The sequence below is a fragment of the Duganella sp. BJB1802 genome (assembly GCF_013369445.1).
Classification (GTDB): Bacteria; Pseudomonadota; Gammaproteobacteria; order Burkholderiales; family Burkholderiaceae_D; genus Rugamonas; species Rugamonas vulcania_A.
Genome location: NZ_JABWEF010000021.1, coordinates 23,973 through 40,793 on the forward strand (window position 1 = coordinate 23,973; position 16,821 = coordinate 40,793).

Annotated in this window: 13 protein-coding genes; 11 read left to right on the plus strand and 2 right to left on the minus strand. The window is 64.5% G+C overall.

The genetic code is table 11. The features are described from left to right. Nucleotides 1–32 precede the first annotated feature (32 nt). Nucleotides 33–2,018: a zinc-binding dehydrogenase gene (locus HUX88_RS33175; RefSeq protein ID WP_176363690.1), complete on the plus strand. Its 1,986-nt coding sequence runs from the start codon at nucleotides 33–35 to the stop codon at nucleotides 2,016–2,018. Between the two features lie 90 nt (nucleotides 2,019–2,108). Here the strand turns inward: HUX88_RS33175 and HUX88_RS26455 are convergent, their stop codons facing one another. Next, complete coding sequence (locus tag HUX88_RS26455; protein ID WP_117014202.1) at nucleotides 2,109–2,363, minus strand: type II toxin-antitoxin system Phd/YefM family antitoxin; 255 nt, start codon at nucleotides 2,361–2,363, stop codon at nucleotides 2,109–2,111. Between the two features lie 115 nt (nucleotides 2,364–2,478). On the opposite strand from HUX88_RS26455, the gene pyrC reads away from it, so the two are divergent. The 4 genes from pyrC (at nucleotide 2,479) to HUX88_RS26475 (ending at nucleotide 6,661) form a co-directional block, all read left to right on the plus strand. After that, nucleotides 2,479–3,531 (plus strand): dihydroorotase, encoded by a 1,053-nt coding sequence (gene pyrC, locus HUX88_RS26460; RefSeq protein WP_117014201.1) that lies wholly within the window; start codon nucleotides 2,479–2,481, stop codon nucleotides 3,529–3,531. Between the two features lie 3 nt (nucleotides 3,532–3,534). Next, nucleotides 3,535–4,332, plus strand: coding sequence for a DUF3025 domain-containing protein (locus tag HUX88_RS26465; RefSeq protein ID WP_117014200.1), 798 nt, complete (start codon nucleotides 3,535–3,537; stop codon nucleotides 4,330–4,332). A gap of 45 nt (nucleotides 4,333–4,377) precedes the next feature. Further along, nucleotides 4,378–5,373 carry a Gfo/Idh/MocA family protein gene (locus tag HUX88_RS26470; RefSeq protein ID WP_176363691.1) on the plus strand — a complete coding sequence of 332 codons (996 nt, stop codon included), beginning with the start codon at nucleotides 4,378–4,380 and terminating at the stop codon, nucleotides 5,371–5,373. A 70-nt stretch (nucleotides 5,374–5,443) separates the two neighbouring features. Next, entirely contained in the window at nucleotides 5,444–6,661 is a 1,218-nt protein-coding gene (locus tag HUX88_RS26475; RefSeq protein ID WP_176363692.1) for an MFS transporter, read from the plus strand. 208 nt (nucleotides 6,662–6,869) lie between these two features. Here the strand turns inward: HUX88_RS26475 and recG are convergent, their stop codons facing one another. Continuing rightward, nucleotides 6,870–8,936, minus strand: a complete 2,067-nt coding sequence (gene recG / locus HUX88_RS26480) for an ATP-dependent DNA helicase RecG (RefSeq protein ID WP_117014197.1) — start codon at nucleotides 8,934–8,936, stop codon at nucleotides 6,870–6,872. Nucleotides 8,937–9,065: 129 nt separating this feature from the next. Here recG and queA point away from each other — a divergent pair, with 129 nt between their 5' ends. From queA to HUX88_RS26510, 6 genes are all read left to right on the plus strand, one after another. Continuing rightward, nucleotides 9,066–10,094: a tRNA preQ1(34) S-adenosylmethionine ribosyltransferase-isomerase QueA gene (gene queA / locus HUX88_RS26485; RefSeq protein WP_176363693.1), complete on the plus strand. Its 1,029-nt coding sequence runs from the start codon at nucleotides 9,066–9,068 to the stop codon at nucleotides 10,092–10,094. 8 nt (nucleotides 10,095–10,102) lie between these two features. Then, a complete protein-coding gene (tgt, locus tag HUX88_RS26490; RefSeq protein WP_117014195.1) occupies nucleotides 10,103–11,242 on the plus strand; it encodes a tRNA guanosine(34) transglycosylase Tgt in 1,140 nt (379 codons plus the stop codon). A 116-nt stretch (nucleotides 11,243–11,358) separates the two neighbouring features. Further along, on the plus strand, nucleotides 11,359–11,694 hold the full coding sequence (gene yajC / locus HUX88_RS26495; protein ID WP_176363694.1) for a preprotein translocase subunit YajC: 336 nt from the start codon (nucleotides 11,359–11,361) through the stop codon (nucleotides 11,692–11,694). 66 nt (nucleotides 11,695–11,760) lie between these two features. After that, on the plus strand, nucleotides 11,761–13,623 hold the full coding sequence (gene secD, locus HUX88_RS26500) for a protein translocase subunit SecD (RefSeq protein WP_117014193.1): 1,863 nt from the start codon (nucleotides 11,761–11,763) through the stop codon (nucleotides 13,621–13,623). A 13-nt stretch (nucleotides 13,624–13,636) separates the two neighbouring features. Then, nucleotides 13,637–14,659, plus strand: a complete 1,023-nt coding sequence (gene secF / locus HUX88_RS26505; protein WP_117014192.1) for a protein translocase subunit SecF — start codon at nucleotides 13,637–13,639, stop codon at nucleotides 14,657–14,659. 59 nt (nucleotides 14,660–14,718) lie between these two features. Further along, entirely contained in the window at nucleotides 14,719–16,794 is a 2,076-nt protein-coding gene (locus HUX88_RS26510; protein ID WP_176363695.1) for a tetratricopeptide repeat protein, read from the plus strand. Nucleotides 16,795–16,821: the final 27 nt, after the last annotated feature.

Consider the following 16,821-nt stretch of genomic DNA (forward strand, 5'->3'; position numbering starts at 1 on the left):
GCTGCACATTCACTCACTTAGCGAGGCTCCCAATGAACACCTTATCGACAGCAGTGCAAATCGGCCGTTACACCCTGCGCAACCGCATGGTGATGGCGCCCATGACCCGGTCGCGCGCCAACGACGCGGACGGCGTGCAGTCCGAACTGGCCGTGACCTACTACCGCCAGCGTGCCACGGCGGGCTTGATCGTCACCGAAGGCGTCTTCCCCAGCGCGATGGGCAAGGGCTATGTGCGTACCCCGGGCATCTACAGCGACGAACAGGTGGCCGCATGGAAGAAGGTGACGGCGGCGGTGCATGCCGAAGGTGGCCGCATCTTCATGCAGCTGATGCACACCGGCCGCATCTCGCATCCCAGCATGCTGCCCGGCGGCGTGCTGCCGGTCGCACCGTCCGCGATCAAGCCTGCGGGGCAGTCCTTTACCGCCGGCGGCATGATGGATTACGTCACGCCGCGTGCATTGGAGACCGCCGAGGTGGCGGATGTGGTGGCCGAATACCGCATGGCGACACGGCGCGCGCTGGAGGCGGGCTTTGACGGTGTGGAGCTGCATGCGGCGTCGGGCTATCTGCCGGAGCAGTTCCTGGCGTCGGGCAGCAACCAGCGCAGCGACCAGTACGGCGGTTCGATTCCCAACCGCGCGCGCTTCATCCTGGAGGTGCTCGGCGCGATGATCGCGGAAGCGGGCGGCGATCGTGTCGGCATCAAGATCTCGCCGGAGATGGGGTTCAACGACATCAAGGATGACACGCCGGTGGAGACCTACACCTACCTGGTGCGGCAGCTCGCTCCGCTGGGCCTGGCCTATCTGCACGTGGCCAAGTTCCAGGCTGAATATGACTACCACGGCGCGCTGCGGCCTTTGTTCAACGGCGCCTACATCCTGGGCGGCGGCCAGACCCGCGAGTCCGGCGAACAGCGCATCGCGGCCGGGGAGGCCGATGCGGTGGCCTATGGCAGTGCCTTCCTCGCCAATCCCGACCTGCCACGCCGCTTCGCGTTGAAGGCGCCGCTCAACACGCCCAATCCGGCGTTGTTCTATGCGCCGGGGGCGCAGGGCTATATCGACTATCCTGCGCTGGACGACGCCGCAAGCAATCGCGCGCTGCGCATCCACGCCTACGGCGGCGTGGAGGTGATGCAATGGGATGAGGTGCCGATGCCGCAGCCAGGGCCGGGCGAAGTGCTGGTGCGGGGTGCCGCCGCCGGCGTCAATGGCCTCGATTGGAAAATCCGCGATGGATTGGTCAAGGATGTTTTCCAGCTGCCGCTGCCCGCCACGCTGGGTTTGGAATTGGCCGGCGAGGTGGTCGCGGTTGGCGAGGGAGTCGACAGCTTCGTGGCAGGCGACCGTGTATTTGGCGCGTTGGGCGGCCTGGGTGCCTACGCAAGCTACGTGGCGGTTGCTGCCTCGAAGCTGGCGCCGACACCTGCCGCCATTGAAGATGCCACCGCTGCGGCGATTCCTGTCGCCTCGATGACGGCATGGCAGGCGTTGTTTGAAACCGGCCAGTTGCAACGCGGCGAGACGGTGCTGATCCATGGAGCGGCCGGCGGCGTTGGCAGCTACGCGGTGCAGTTTGCCAAGCAGGCCGGTGTCCGTGTGCTGGCCACCGCGCAAGGCCGCAATGCCGACCTGCTGCGCCGCCTTGGCGCCGATGAAGTCATCGACTACAAAACCACCCGCTTCGAGGACGTGGCGAAGGATGTCGACCTGGTGTTCGATCTGGTGGGCGGCGAAACGCTGGACCGGTCGTGGCAAGTGCTGTCGCCGCAAGGCCGCATCGTCAGCATCGCCGCGCCGGACATCGTCCAGCGCACGCCGGCCGGCCGCCGTGGCACGTGGCATGCGAATCACCCCGACGGCGAGCTGCTGGCGAGGATCGCCAAGCAGGCTGCCAGCGGCGAGTTGACCGTGGTGGTGTCGGAGCTTGTCGCGGCAGGGGAGGCGGCGGCCGCCATCGAGCGCAACAAAACCGGCCACGGCGCAGGGAAGACGGTGATACGCTTCTAAGTAGTCTGGACGCGCTACTCGTAGTGCGTCCACATGCGCAGGATGCGGCGGCTACCTCTATAGCGCCTTTCTGCGCCTGGTGGGACTACATTAGCCGCCAGCTAACCAGATTAGTTTCCTGTCGCTGTCACTCAACGGCTCCCCGCGTGCGGCGATGATTGACTCGAGCATTCCTGGCACCGACAACAAGTGCAGCGTTTCCTGGATTGCAAGCCAGTCGTCGACGGAGAGCAGTACCGCGTTGTGGCGCTTGCCAGTTATAGTTATCGGCATGTGACTGATCGCGGTCTCGTCAATTAGGTCATAGAGGCATGTGCGCGCATCACTTGCGGAAATGGTGTCCATGACTGCTCCTTTGTGGCGTCATCAAAAACATATGCCTTCACGCAGGCACTGTCAAGCGAACGGCGCGAGAGGGTAAAATGGCGGGATTCGTCATATAGCCTGAAAGCCCGCCGCCATGTCCGACCTCGAACACACCCCAGACAGCATCACCATCGCCCGTCCCGACGACTGGCACTTGCACCTGCGCGACGGCGCCACCCTGGCCAGCGTGCTGCCACATAGCGCCCGCCAGTTCGGCCGCGCCATCGTGATGCCCAACCTGAAACCGCCGGTGACCACCACCGCCGCCGCCGAGGCCTATCGCAGCCGCATCATGGCCGCGCTGCCGGCTGGGATGAAATTCGAGCCGCTGATGACGCTCTACCTGACCAACAACACGCCGCCGGACGAGATCCTGCGCGCGCAGGAAAGCGGCATCGTCCACGCGGTCAAGCTGTACCCGGCCGGCGCCACCACCAACTCGGACGCCGGCGTGACCGACCTGTCCAACTGCTACAAGACGCTGGAGATGATGCAGGAAGTGGGCATGCCCTTCCTGGTCCACGGCGAAGTCACCGACCAGGACATCGACCTGTTCGACCGCGAAGCCGTCTTCATTGAGCGCGTGATGCGCCCGCTGCGCCGCGACTTCCCGGCGCTGAACATCGTCTTCGAACACATCACCACCAAGCACGCCGCCCAGTACGTGGCCGAAGCCGAAGGTCCGATCGCCGCGACCATCACCGCGCATCACCTGCTGTACAACCGCAACGACATCTTCAAGGGCGGCATCCGTCCGCACTACTACTGCCTGCCGGTGCTCAAGCGCGAAGAACACCGCCTGGCGCTGGTCACCGCCGCCACCAGCGGCGACGAGCGCTTCTTCCTTGGCACCGACTCCGCGCCGCACGCGCAGGGCGCCAAGGAAGCCGCCTGCGGCTGCGCCGGCTGCTACACCGCGCTGCACGCGATGGAGCTGTACGCCGAAGCCTTCGAACGCGCCGGCGCGCTGGACAAGCTGGAAGCCTTCGCCAGCTTCAACGGCCCGGCCTTCTACGGCCTGCCGCGCAATACCGACACCATCACGCTCAAGCGCGAGCAGTGGACGCTGCCGGAAACCCTGCCGCTGGCGGACCAGCAGGTGGTGCCGCTCAACGCCGGCGAAACCATCAACTGGAAAATGGTATAAGCAGTGCTGCAAGCGATAGACTGGCCGCGTCCCTGGTACGACTCGATACGTACGGCGGCCGGCCACCTCTCGGCGGACGTGCCATTCATCGACACGCTCAACGCGCAAGCCGCCGCACTGGGCCTGCGCAACCACCAGGGCTTGCCGGTCCATTTCGTGCCGCAAGAGTCGCTGCCGGAAGGGACTGCGTACGAAGCCTTCATCGGCGCCACCGGCGGCGTGCCCACGCGCGACAATCTGCACGACTTCTTCAACGGCCTTGTGTGGCTTAGCTTCCCGCGCATCAAGGTGCAGCTGAACGCCTTGCAGGCTGCGCAGATCGCGCTCGACGGCGTCGGCAAATCGCGCGGCCCGGCGCGCGACGGCGCTACCATCTTCGACGAAAACGCCGCCCTGCTGGTGGTGCGCGACAGCGCCGCCGGCCACGCGCTGACGGCCGCGCTGCGCGACCATCAATGGCGCGCCGCCTTCGTCGAGCAACGCGCCAGCTTCGGGCCGGAGGCGCAAGTCTGGCTGTTCGGCCACGCGCTGATGGAAAAGCTGGTCGCGCCGCGCAAGGCGATCACCGCGCACACCCGCGTGGTGGTGGCCGGCGACGACTTCTTCGCCATGGATCACGACGCCCGCCGCCACTGGATCGACGCCAAGGTGGCGCAGGAGCTGTCCGAACATGGCCTGAGCACCGCCGACTTCACGCCGATGCAGGCGCTGGGCGTGCCGGGCTGGTGGCCGGAGCAGGACGACGCCTTCTACAACGATGCAACGGTGTTCCGCCCCAAGCGCGCAGCGGCGGTAGAATAGATTTTTTAACCGACTTCGCCGCCGACGCGGCAGAAAGAGCACGCCATGACGCAGGTAATTCGCTGGGGGATACTCGGCACCGGCAAGATCGCCAAGGCTTTCGCCACCGCCTTGCAGGAGACCCCGGGCGCCAAGCTGGCCGCCGTTGCTTCGCGCAGCGTAGATAGCGCTACCACCTTCGGCGCCGAATACGGCGTTGAACGCTGCCACGGCAGCTACCAGGCGTTGGCGGACGATCCCGAAGTCGATGTGATCTACATCGGCACGCCGCACCCCATGCACCACGAGAACGCGCTGATGTGCCTCCACGGCGGCAAGGGCGTGCTGGTGGAGAAGTCGTTCACCATGAACCGCGGCCAGGCCGAGGAGATCATCAACCTCGCGCGCCAGAAAAAGCTGTTCGTGATGGAGGCGATGTGGACGCGCTTCATGCCGGCCGTGGTGGAGGCCAAGCGCATCGTCGACAGCGGCGAGATCGGCGTGCCGGCCAACGTCAGCGCGGACTTCGGCTTTACCTCGGACGCGGGCCCGGAGCATCGCCTGTTCGCGCCGGAGCTGGGCGGCGGAGCGCTGCTGGACCTGGGCATCTATCCCTTGTCGATGGCGTCGTTCTTCCTCGGCCCCGTGACGGGCACGAAGGCGCAGGCCGAGATGACCGCCACCGGCGTCGACATGCAGACCGCGTTCACGCTGACGCACAAGGGCGGCGGCGTATCGTCGTGCGCGTGCAGCCTGCGTTCGCGCACGCCGACCGAGCTGACGATCTCCGGCACCAAGGGCTTCGTGCGCCTGCACGACCGCTTCCACAACACCGAGACCATCACCGTCACGCTGGTGGATGGCGCCTCGCGCAGCGAACGCACCATCAACCTTCCGCGCAGCGGCAACGGCTACACGCACGAAGCGCAGGAAGTGGGCCGCTGCATCCGCGCCGGCTTGATCGAAAGCCCGGTGATGCCGCACGAGGAAACGCTTTCCATCATGGGCACGCTGGACGGCATCCGCGCGCAAATCGGCTTGAAGTACCCCGCCGACCTTTAGGGCCTTCAAGCGCGGGCGGCAGGAACTGGTTAGAATCGGCGGATATCGTTTTTACAATCAGGTTCCTATCATGTTCGTCGCCGCTCGTCCCCCCTCACTGAAAACCGTCCTGCTGGCCAGTGGCGTCGTCCTGACGCTGGCCATGGGCGTGCGCCACGGCTTCGGCTTCTGGATGCAGCCCATCTCGCAGGCCAACGGCTGGACGCGTGAAACCTATTCGCTGGCGCTGGCCTTGCAGAACCTGTTGTGGGGCGCCTTCGGCCCGTTCGCCGGCATGGCGGCCGACCGTTACGGCACCATGCGCGTGGTGGTGGTGGGCGCCTTCAGCTACATGGCGGGGCTGGTGTGGATGGCGCTGGTGAAGGATCCGACCATGTTCGTCATCGGCTCGGGCGTGTTCATCGGCCTGGCGCTGGCGTGTACCGCGTTCGGCGCGGTCAGCGGCATCATCGGCCGTGTGGCGCCGGTGGAGAAGCGCTCGTGGGCATTCGGCATCTCCGGCGCGGCCAGCTCCTTCGGCCAGTTTTTGATGATGCCGGTCGAGCAGCAGCTGATTTCCGCGGTGGGCTGGCAGACCGCCTTCTATCTGCTGGCCGGGCTGGTGGTGCTGCTGATGGTGCCGATGGCCTTCCATCTGCGCGAACCGGCGGTGGAGCATGGCGGCGGCCCGCAGCAAAGCGTGCGCGAAGCGATGAGCGAGGCGGTGGGCAACCGCTCCTTCCTGTTCCTGGTGGCGGGTTATTTCGTGTGCGGCTTCCAGCTGGTGTTCATCGGCGTGCACATGCCGGCGTACCTGAAGGACAAGGGCATCGCCAGTCCGGGCGTGGCGGTGATGGCGCTGGCGCTGATTGGATTGTTCAACATCTTCGGCTCCTACTACGCGGGCAAGCTGGGAGGGCGCTTCCCCAAGCGCTACCTGCTGTCGTCGATCTACTTCACGCGGGCGGTGGTCATCGGCCTGTTCCTGCTGGCGCCATTGACGCCGTACTCGGTGTACGTCTTCGCGGCGGCGATAGGATTCATCTGGCTGTCGACGGTGCCGCTGACGAACGGCATCATCGCCGGCATCTTCGGCGTCAAGCACATGTCGATGCTGGCGGGCGTGGTGTTCTTCTCGCACCAGGTGGGCAGCTTCATCGGCGTATGGCTGGGCGGCTACCTGTTCGCAAAATTGGGCAGCTACGACATCGTCTGGGGCATCGCCATCGGCCTGAGCGTGATGGCGGGGCTGATCAACTTGCCGATCAACGAGCGCGCCATCGAACGTGGCGTGTTGAAAGCGGCCTGACGATGAAAACCTGGCTGCTGCGCTCAGCCGGCGCCGTGGTGCTGGCGCTGGTGTTCATGGCCTACCTGACGCCCGACTTCCTGCTCGACCTCGCCAACCGCTTCTACCTGTGCTTTTAGGGTGGGGTCAAGTCTGACATTCGGACACGAGCTCTGCCGTAGCGGGCGCTACAGCAGAGCTCGTGTCCGAATGTCAGACTTGACCCCAACTAGACTTTGAGAAATTCTTCGCGGCCGCCTAGCCAGCGGGCAAGGTGGGCTTCGACCGTGGCGGCTTTTTCGGGGGTGTTGGCGTGGAGGAGGTCGTGGGCGACGTCGCGCGCCTGGTCGACCAACCAGCCGTCCGTCTCCAGGTCGGCGAAGCGCAGCATCGCCTGGCCGGATTGGCGGGCGCCCAGGAATTCGCCGGGGCCTCGGATCTCCAGGTCGCGGCGGGCGATTTCGAAGCCGTCGGTGGTTTCGCGCATCGTCATCAGGCGCTGCTTGGCGACGCCTCCCAGTGGGCTTTGGTACAGCAGCAGGCACACCGACGCCGCCGAGCCCCGCCCCACGCGTCCGCGCAGCTGGTGCAGCTGCGATAAACCGAAACGCTCCGCATGCTCGATCACCATCAGCGATGCATTCGGCACGTCCACGCCCACCTCGATCACCGTGGTGGCGACCAGCACCTGCATCTCGTTGGCGCTGAAGGCGTCCATCACCGCCTGCTTCTCGGCCGGCTTGAGGCGGCCGTGGACCAGGCCCACGTTCAGGTCCGGCAGCGCTTCAGCCAGCAGGGCGTGCGTGTCGGTGGCGGTTTGCAGTTGCAGCGCTTCCGATTCCTCGATCAGCGGACAGACCCAGTAGATCTGCCGTCCCTCCAGCGCGGCGGCATGCACTCGTTCGATCACTTCGTCGCGCCGGTTCTGGTCGATGGCGCGCGTGACGATGGGACTGCGGCCCGGCGGCAGCTCGTCGATCACCGACACTTCCAGGTCGGCGTAGTAGGTCATCGCCAGCGTGCGCGGGATCGGCGTGGCCGACATCATCAGCTGGTGCGGCACCGCGCCCTCGACGCCCTTGTTGCGCAAGGTAAGCCGCTGCCCCACGCCGAAGCGGTGCTGCTCGTCGACGATCACCAACCCGAGATTGGCGAAGTTCACCGCCTCCTGGATCAGCGCGTGCGTGCCGATCACCAGTTGCGCCTCGCCCGATTCGATCAGCGCGTACGCGGCCAGCTTTTCTTTTTTCTTCAAGCTGCCCGTCAGCCACGCGACCTTCACGCCCAAGGGCTCCATCCACGCGGCGATCTTGCGGAAGTGCTGGTCGGCGAGGATCTCGGTCGGCGCCATCAGCGCGGCCTGGTAGCCGCTGTCGATGGCCTGCGCGGCGGCCAGCGCCGACACCACCGTCTTGCCACTGCCGACATCTCCCTGCAGCAGCCGCTGCATCGGATACGGATGGCGCAGGTCGGCGCGGATTTCGTTGAGCACGCGCTGCTGCGCGCCGGTCAGCTTGAACGGCAGCGCGGCCTGGAAGCTCGCCGACAAGGCGCCGATCACCGTCAGCGCCGCCGCACCCTTGGCACGGCGCGCACGCTGCGCGCGCTTCAACGACAGCTGCTGCGCCAGCAGTTCGTCGAACTTCATGCGCGTCCACGCCGGATGCGAACGGTCGAGCAGCGCATGCTCGTCCACCTGCTGCGGCGGATAGTGCAGCAGCTTCACCGCCGGCTCGAAGTCGGACAGCTGCATCCGCGCGCGCAGCTGCTCCGGCAGCGTGTCGGTCCAGTCGACCCGCTTCATCGCATCGCCGATGGCGCGCCGCAGTATCGGCTGCGACAGCCCTTCGCCCGACGGATACACCGGCGTCAGGGAAGTGGGCAGCGGCGCGCCCTCGTTGACCACCTTGTACGCCGGATGCACCATCTCGGCGCCGAAGAAGCCGTGTTTCAACTCGCCGCGCGCGCGCACCCGCGTGCCCTCGGCCAGCTGCTTGACCTGGCTGCCGTAGAAGTTCATGAAGCGCAGCTGCAAATCGCCCGTCTCGTCGGCGATATGCACCAGCAGCTGCTTGCGCGGCTTGTAGGTGATTTCATTTTTCACCACCAGGCCCTCGACCTGCGAGGTCTCGCCGCCGTGCAGCCGCGCCTCTTCGATGGTGATGACCTGGGTTTCGTCCTCGTAGCGCATGGGCAGGTGCAGCACCAGGTCCATATCGGTGTGCAGGCCGAGCTTGGCCAGCTTGGCTTCAGGGCTGACTGTCTTTTTGACGGTTTTCGAGGTTGAAACAGGCATATTGGAGCGTTTTTCGGGCACTAGCGTAAAATAGAGGGTTGGCCGCAGTAAAGCAACGCCGGTATTGTACGACTTGCACCGCCTTCGGGCCTATCCGAATTTTCTTCAACAGTTTCCAGAAGTCCGCAAATGTACTCGCTTTCCGATTTCGATTTTAACTTGCCGCAAGAGCGTATTGCGCAATTCCCGCTGCCAGACCGCAGCGCCTCCCGCCTGCTGCACCTGGACGGCGAGCAGATCATCGACCGCCGGTTCGCCGACATCGTCGGCCTGCTGCAGCCAGGCGACCTGCTGGTGATGAACGATACCCGCGTGCTCAAGGCGCGCTTCTTCGGCGTCAAGGAAAGCGGCGGCAAGATCGAGGCGCTGGTCGAGCGCGTGCTGGACAACCGCACCGTGCTGGCCCAGGTGCGCGCCTCCAAGTCGCCCGGCCCCGGCGTCAAGATCCGCCTGGCCGACGCCTTCGACGTCACCGTCGGCGAGCGCGCCGGCGAGTTCTACACCCTGCATTTCGACGCCGACGTGTTCGACCTGATCGAGGCCCACGGCCGCCTGCCGCTGCCGCCCTACATCGAGCACGATGCCGACTCCTTCGACGAGACCCGCTACCAGACGGTGTTCAACAAGGTGCCGGGCGCGGTGGCCGCGCCGACCGCCGGCCTGCACTTCGACGAGAAGCTGCTGGCCGAGCTGAAGGCCAAGGGCGTCAACTTCGCCTACGTCACGCTGCATGTGGGCGCCGGCACCTTCCAGCCGGTGCGCGCCGAGGTGCTGGCCGAGCACAAGATGCACACCGAGTGGTACACCATGCCGCAGGAGACCGTGGACGCCGTGCGCGCCACCCGCGCCGCCGGCCGCGACGTGGTGGCGGTCGGCACCACCAGCCTGCGCGCGCTGGAATCGGCCTCGCAGAGCGGCCAGCTGGAGGCGGGCAGCGCCGATACCGCGCTGTTCATCACTCCCGGCTACCAGTTCAAGACGGTCACGCGCCTGATCACCAATTTCCACCTGCCGAAGTCGACCCTGCTGATGCTGGTGTCGGCCTTCGCCGGCTTTGAAGAGATCCGCAAGGCCTACGCCCACGCGATCGCCAACGAATACCGTTTCTTCAGCTATGGCGACGCCATGCTGTTGACGACACAAGCACGAGCAAAATAAGGAACAACATGCTGGAATTTAAACTGCACAAGACCGACAGCAGCGGCCTGACCAAGGCCCGCCGCGGCGAAGTCAAACTGAACCACGGTGTGGTCCAGACCCCGATCTTCATGCCGGTCGGCACCTACGGCTCGGTCAAGGCGATGTCGCCGCTGGAGCTGAAGGAAATCGGCGCCCAGATCATCCTGGGCAACACCTTCCACCTGTGGCTGCGCCCGGGCAACGACGTCATGGCCAAGTTCGGCGGCCTGCACGACTTCATGGGCTGGGACAAGCCCATCCTGACCGATTCCGGCGGCTTCCAGGTGTTTTCGCTGGGCGCGATGCGCAAGATCACCGAGGAGGGCGTGCACTTCAACTCGCCGATCAACGGCGACAAGCTGTTCCTGTCGCCGGAAGTGTCGATGCAGATCCAGCGCGTGCTGAACTCGGACATCGTCATGCAGTTCGACGAATGCACCCCTTATGAAATCGACAATCGCCCGGCCACGCTGGACGAGGCGGCCAAGTCGATGCGGATGTCCCTGCGCTGGGCGCAGCGCTCGATGGACGAGTTCAACCGTGGCGAGAACCCGAACGCGCTGTTCGGCATCGTCCAGGGCGGCATGTTCGAGAACCTGCGCGACGAATCGCTGGCCAAGCTGGAAGAGATCGACTTCCCGGGCCTGGCCATCGGCGGCCTGTCGGTCGGCGAGCCGAAGGAGGACATGATGCGTATCCTGGCCCACGTCGGCCCGAAAATGCCGGCCAACAAGCCGCACTACCTGATGGGCGTGGGCACGCCGGAAGACCTGGTCAACGGCGTGTCCAACGGCGTCGACATGTTCGACTGCGTGATGCCGACCCGTAACGCCCGCAATGGCTGGATCTTCACCCGCTTCGGCGACGTGAAAATCAAGAACGCGCGTTACAAGGAAGACAAGGAACCGCTGGACAGCAGCTGCTCCTGCTATGCTTGCCGCAATTTCTCGCGCGCCTACCTGCACCACCTGAACCGCACCCAGGAAATCCTGGGCGCACGGCTGAACACCATCCACAACCTGCACTACTACCTGGACATCATGCGCCAGATGCGCGAGGCGCTGGATGAGGACCGTTTCCACGCCTGGACCCTGCAATTCCACGCCGACCGCGCGCGCGGCGTTTAATTTTGTTGTAACTCTTGTAAAAAGATTTATCTTACCCAGATACCCGGAAGTCCTCCCGGCTTCCGGCCAGTGCTAGAATACAGCGCTATTTTTTCAAACTATTATCGGAGTCACCTGTGTTCATTTCCAACGCTTACGCCCAATCGGCTTCCCCACTCGACGCACTCGGCCTGGGCGGTAACCTCACCAGCTTCCTGCCGCTGATCCTGATGTTCGTGGCGATGTACTTCCTGATGATCCGTCCTCAGCAAAAACGCGCCAAGGAACAGAAGGCCATGATGGAAGCCCTGGCCAAGGGCGACGAAATCGTGACCGCCGGCGGCGTGCTGGGCAAGGTTTCCAAGGTAACCGACCTGTATGTGACCATCGAAATCTCCAGCGGCGCCGAAATGACGGTGCAGAAGAATTCGGTCACCATGCTGCTGCCTAAGGGCACGCTCAAGGCGCTGTAATCAGGCCCCGGCCCGCCGCGCGCGGGCCGTATTGCATCCGACGCCTAACACTGAACGTTGAACAATATGAATCGCTATCCCCTCTGGAAATACATACTGATCGTAGTCGCCATCCTGCTGGGCGCGCTGTACACCGCGCCCAACTACTATGGCGAATCGCCTGCGGTCCAGGTCACGAGCGGTAAATCGACCGTCAAGATGTCGTCCGAAATGACCGCCAAGGTGGAAGAGGTGCTCAAGGGCGCCGGCATCGCCACCAACGGCATCGCCTTCGACGGCACCGGCACCTACGCTTCCGTGCGCGCCCGCTTCGCCGATCCGGACACCCAGTTCCGCGCCAAGTCGGTGCTGGAAAAAGGCTTGAACGCCGATCCGGCCGACCCGACCTACCTGGTCGCGCTGAACCTGCAAAAAGACACGCCGAAATGGCTGCAGGCGCTGCATGCGCTGCCGATGTACCTCGGCCTCGACTTGCGCGGCGGTGTGCACTTCCTGATGCAGGTTGACACCAAGGCGGTGCTGGCCAAGCGCGTGCAAGGCATCCAGGCCGCGTCCCGCACCCTGCTGCGTGATAAGAATGTGCGTCACGCCGGCATCGACCGCGTGGGCGACACCATCGAAATCAAATTCCGCGACGACGCCACCCGCCAGAAGGCCAAGGACGTGCTGCAAGGCCAGATGACCGACCTGCTGTTCGTCGATTCCGGCGAAGGCGATGCGCTGAAGACCACCGTCAGCCTGAAGCCGGCCGCGCTCAAGCAGACCATCGACGATGGCGTCAAGCAGAACATCGCCACGCTGTCCAAGCGTGTGAATGAGCTGGGCGTGTCCGAGCCTGTGCTGCAGCAGCAAGGCCCCGACCGCATCGTGGTCCAGCTGCCGGGCGTGCAGGACGTGGCCCGCGCGCGCGCCGTGATCGGCCGCACCGCGACGCTGGAAGTACGCATGGTCGACGAAACCGTCACCCCGGGCACCGAGATGACGGCCGCGATTCCGTTCAACTCCGAGCTGTTCACCGTTGGTAAAGGCGTGCCGGTCGTGTTGACCAAGGACGTGGTGCTGACCGGCGACTACATCTCCAGCGCCACCGCCAGCTTCGACCAGAACCAGCAGCCAGCGGTCGGCATCGACCTGAATGGCGACGGCGGCCGCAAGATGCGCGACGCCACCCGCGACCGCGTGGGCAAGAAGATGGCCATCGTGCTGTTCGAAAAGGGCAAGCCGGAAGTGCTGTCGGTGGCCACCATCCAGAGCGAACTGGGTAGTCGCTTCCAGATCACCGGCATGGGCAACGCGGAGAACTCCGCCGAGCTGGCGCTGCTGCTGCGCTCCGGCGCGCTGTCCGCGCCGATGGACGTGATCGAAGAACGCACCATCGGCCCGCAGCTGGGCGCAGAGAACATCAGCAAGGGCCTGCACTCGACGATGTACGGCTTCGCCGCCATCGCCCTGTTCATGATCGTCTACTACATGATGTTCGGCTTCTTCAGCGTGCTGGCGCTGGCCTGCAACCTGTTGCTGCTGGTGGCCCTGCTGTCGTTGATGCAGGCGACCCTGACCCTGCCTGGTATCGCCGCTATCGCGCTGGCGCTGGGTATGGCGATCGACGCCAACGTGCTGATTAACGAGCGTATCCGCGAGGAGCTGCGTTCCGGCGCCACGCCGCAGGCGGCGATTTCCGCCGGCTTCGACCGCGCATGGGCGACCATCATCGACTCCAACGTGACCACGCTGATCGTCGGTATCGCCCTGTGGGTGTTCGGCTCCGGTCCGATCCGCGGCTTCGCCGTGGTGCACTGCCTGGGTATTTTGACCTCGATGTTCTCCGCCGTGTTCATCTCGCGCGGTGTGGTCAACCTCTGGTATGGCCGCAAGAAGAAGCTGCAATCGATCGCCATCGGTACCGTTTGGGTACCGGGTCTGAAATAACTCAGGGGTTCACATGGAATTTTTCCGCATCAAAAAAGACATACCGTTCATGCGCCACGCGCTGGTGTTCAACGTGATTTCCGCGTTGACCTTCGTCGCGGCCGTGTTCTTCCTGATCCACAATAAGCTGCACTTCTCGGTGGAGTTCACCGGCGGCACCGTGATGGAACTGCGCTACCAGCAGCCTGCGAAGCTGGAGCAGATCCGCCACTCGCTGGAGAAGATCGGCTACGAGCAGCCGGAAGTGACCAGCTTCGGCACCGCGCACGACGTCATGCTGCGCCTGCCGGTGATCAAGTCGGTCACCTCCAAGGATGCGTCGCAGCTGGTGTTCACCACGCTGTGCGCGGCCGAGCAGGGCGCGCCCAAGCAGATCGACACCGTGACCGCCAAGGGCGAGCACGTGGTCAAGTCGGCCTGCATGGACGCCGCCGGCGCCGAAACCGTCTCGCTGCAAAAAGTCGAATTCGTCGGCCCGCAGGTGGGCGACGAGCTGGCGCAGAACGGCTTGAACGCGCTGGTGATGGTGATCATCGGCGTGATGATCTACCTGGCCGTGCGCTTCGAATGGAAGTTCGCCGTGGCGGCGATCATCGCCAACTTGCACGACGTGGTCATCATTCTCGGCTTCTTCGCTTTCTTCCAGTGGGAGTTCTCGCTGACGGTGCTGGCGGCGGTGCTGGCGGTGCTGGGTTACTCGGTCAACGAGTCGGTGGTTATCTTCGACCGTATCCGCGAAAACTTCCGCAAGCAGCGCAAGTCGTCGGTGCATGAAGTGATCGACAACGCGATCACCTCGACCATCTCGCGTACCATCATCACCCACGGCTGCACGCAGATGATGGTGCTGTCGATGCTGTTCCTGGGCGGTCCTACGCTGCACTACTTCGCCGTCGCGCTGACCATCGGTATCTGCTTCGGTATTTACTCGTCGGTGTTCGTGGCTGCGGCCGTGGCCATGTGGCTGGGCGTGAAGCGTGAAGACCTGATCAAGCCTATCAAGGAAAAAGACGAAACCGATGGCGCTGTAGTTTAAATAACGTTATCGAATCGATAGTAGAATCCCCCAGCGCTTTTGGCCTTGGGGGATTTTTTATGTCGTACAGATTTTTAGCCAGCTTGTTGGTGTGCTGCGCCGCGCATGGCGCCGAACTGCCGTGGGATTTGAGCTACGCCTCCGCGCTGCGCGATCATCCGATCGCCGAGAATGAGTTCATGCGCGTCTGGCCGCAGCAGCATCCGCAGCGGCCCATCCATCAAAAGCTGGCGCAGTACGCGGGCGAGCCGATCGAAGCGTCGATGCTGATCGAGCAGCCCGATGGTCACGCCGGCGACCCGATCGCCCAGTGGTTCATCAAGACACGCAGCGGCGCGCAGCTGTGCAGCTTCCATCCCAAGCGCATGAACGATCCGTGCAGGAAGCTCGATCCCGCGCGTGTCGAGGCGGCGATCCGCGACGTGCTGCACATGAGCGACCCCTGGCCGCCGCGCGGCGACGGGCTGGTGGCGGAGAAGGATTACTTCGGCCCCGGCAAGCCGATGCTGCTCAATTACTTTGGTTACGTCAGCGTGTACGTGGATGGCGTGGCGTCGCAGCGTCCCATCGGCGGCGACGAGTGGGCGGAATGGCTCGACAAGTCGCGGCCCGCCGGGCCGGAAGCGGGACGCATGCAGCAGGCGCTGGCGCGCGCGATGGAAGGCGCTGTGGTCGCGGAGGCCGCCCCCGCAGCCAGGCCCGTCGCCCCTGCGCAGGACAACACCGAACTGAATGCCCGCAACGCGCTGATCGCCGAGGTGCAGGGCTACCTGCAAAAGGCCGACTACAAAAGCCTGGAGGCATTGCGCAAGCGTTTGCTCGACCCGACCCAGCGCACCGGCAGCGGTGTGTGGAGGTTGGCGATCTTCTACAACCAGCTGCGCTGGCGTCCGCAGGGCACGCGCGACGCGGCCTTCTGGACGCGCATGGAGAGCGAGGCCAAGGCTTGGGAGAAGCAGTTCCCCAAATCGAGCGTGGCGCGCATGTATCACGTCTACGTGCTGCTTGGACGCGCCACCACTTTCCGCGGCACGGCCAAGTTCAAGGACGTGCCCAAGGAGGACGCCGCACGCATGCTCGCGGACACGCGCGCAGCGATGGGCATCGTCAATACGCTTGAGAAGCCGATGCTGAAGGAGCGCGATCCCGAGTTCTACAAGGCCATGCTCCAGGTGCTGCCCTACACGGACCACTACAGCTTCCTCGGCGTGACGCACCTGCTGGCCGACGCCCGCAAGGAGTTCCCGAACTATCACGAGACCTACTTCTCCGCCGCCTTCTTCTCGACCGAAATGTGGGCTAGCGCGCCGGACGCGGTGGACGAAATCGCCCGCAGCGCCAAGTCGATGCGGACTGCCGATTCCGACGCGATGTACGCGCGCGTCTACTGGTACATGAGCCAGATGGCCTACGACGATCAGCTGTTCGAAAAGAGCCTCGCCGACTGGAGCGAAATGAAGACCAGCTTCGATGCGCTGGTGGATCGCTATCCCGATCCGTGGAACCTGAACGCCTACGCCTACTTCGCCTGCCAGGCTGGCGACTACGCGACCATGGCGGGGCTGTTGAGCCGCATTGGCGAGCGGCGCGTGTACAGCAGCTGGGGCAGGGGCGGCGCGAACGCCTACGAGGACTGCGCCCGCCACGCCGGCGACGACACCAGCCGCTATCTGGCCGACCTGCGCGAGATGGTCAAGAAGCGGCAGACGCGCACCTTCTACAGCTACATCAACTACGCCGCGCAAACGCGCAAGGAAGGCAAGTACGGCGAGAGCCTGCGCATCGTGCGCAAGGCGGAGGAACTCAATCGCGTCTTGTTCAGCAAGCCGTCGATGATGGTGCAGTACCACCTCGGCCTGACCCTGCACGCGCTGAAGCGATACGAGGAGGCCTTGCAGGCGCTGTCGCTGGGACTGCAGTCGCAGCCCAATTACGCGCCGGCCTACTTCCAGCGCGGACTGGCCTACGAGGCGCTGGGCCGTCGGGAAGAAGCGCGCGGACAGTTTGAAACCGCCGCCGGCCGCATGCCGGCCGAGATCACCAGCCGCGAGCCGGCGCAGCGCGAGGCGGAGGAACAGGAGCGCCGCACGATGTCGGCCAAGTTCCGCGAATACGGCATCAGCGCCCCGTTTTAAATTGGGGTCAAGTCTGACATTCGGACA

Coding starts and splice junctions, on each gene's coding strand:
- HUX88_RS33175 (WP_176363690.1), top strand. CDS start 33: ATGAACACCTTATCGACAGCAGTGCAAATCGGCCGTTACACCCTGCGC.
- HUX88_RS26455 (WP_117014202.1), bottom strand. CDS start 2,363: ATGGACACCATTTCCGCAAGTGATGCGCGCACATGCCTCTATGACCTA.
- pyrC (WP_117014201.1), top strand. CDS start 2,479: ATGTCCGACCTCGAACACACCCCAGACAGCATCACCATCGCCCGTCCC.
- HUX88_RS26470 (WP_176363691.1), top strand. CDS start 4,378: ATGACGCAGGTAATTCGCTGGGGGATACTCGGCACCGGCAAGATCGCC.
- HUX88_RS26475 (WP_176363692.1), top strand. CDS start 5,444: ATGTTCGTCGCCGCTCGTCCCCCCTCACTGAAAACCGTCCTGCTGGCC.
- recG (WP_117014197.1), bottom strand. CDS start 8,936: ATGCCTGTTTCAACCTCGAAAACCGTCAAAAAGACAGTCAGCCCTGAA.
- queA (WP_176363693.1), top strand. CDS start 9,066: ATGTACTCGCTTTCCGATTTCGATTTTAACTTGCCGCAAGAGCGTATT.
- tgt (WP_117014195.1), top strand. CDS start 10,103: ATGCTGGAATTTAAACTGCACAAGACCGACAGCAGCGGCCTGACCAAG.
- secD (WP_117014193.1), top strand. CDS start 11,761: ATGAATCGCTATCCCCTCTGGAAATACATACTGATCGTAGTCGCCATC.
- secF (WP_117014192.1), top strand. CDS start 13,637: ATGGAATTTTTCCGCATCAAAAAAGACATACCGTTCATGCGCCACGCG.
- HUX88_RS26510 (WP_176363695.1), top strand. CDS start 14,719: ATGTCGTACAGATTTTTAGCCAGCTTGTTGGTGTGCTGCGCCGCGCAT.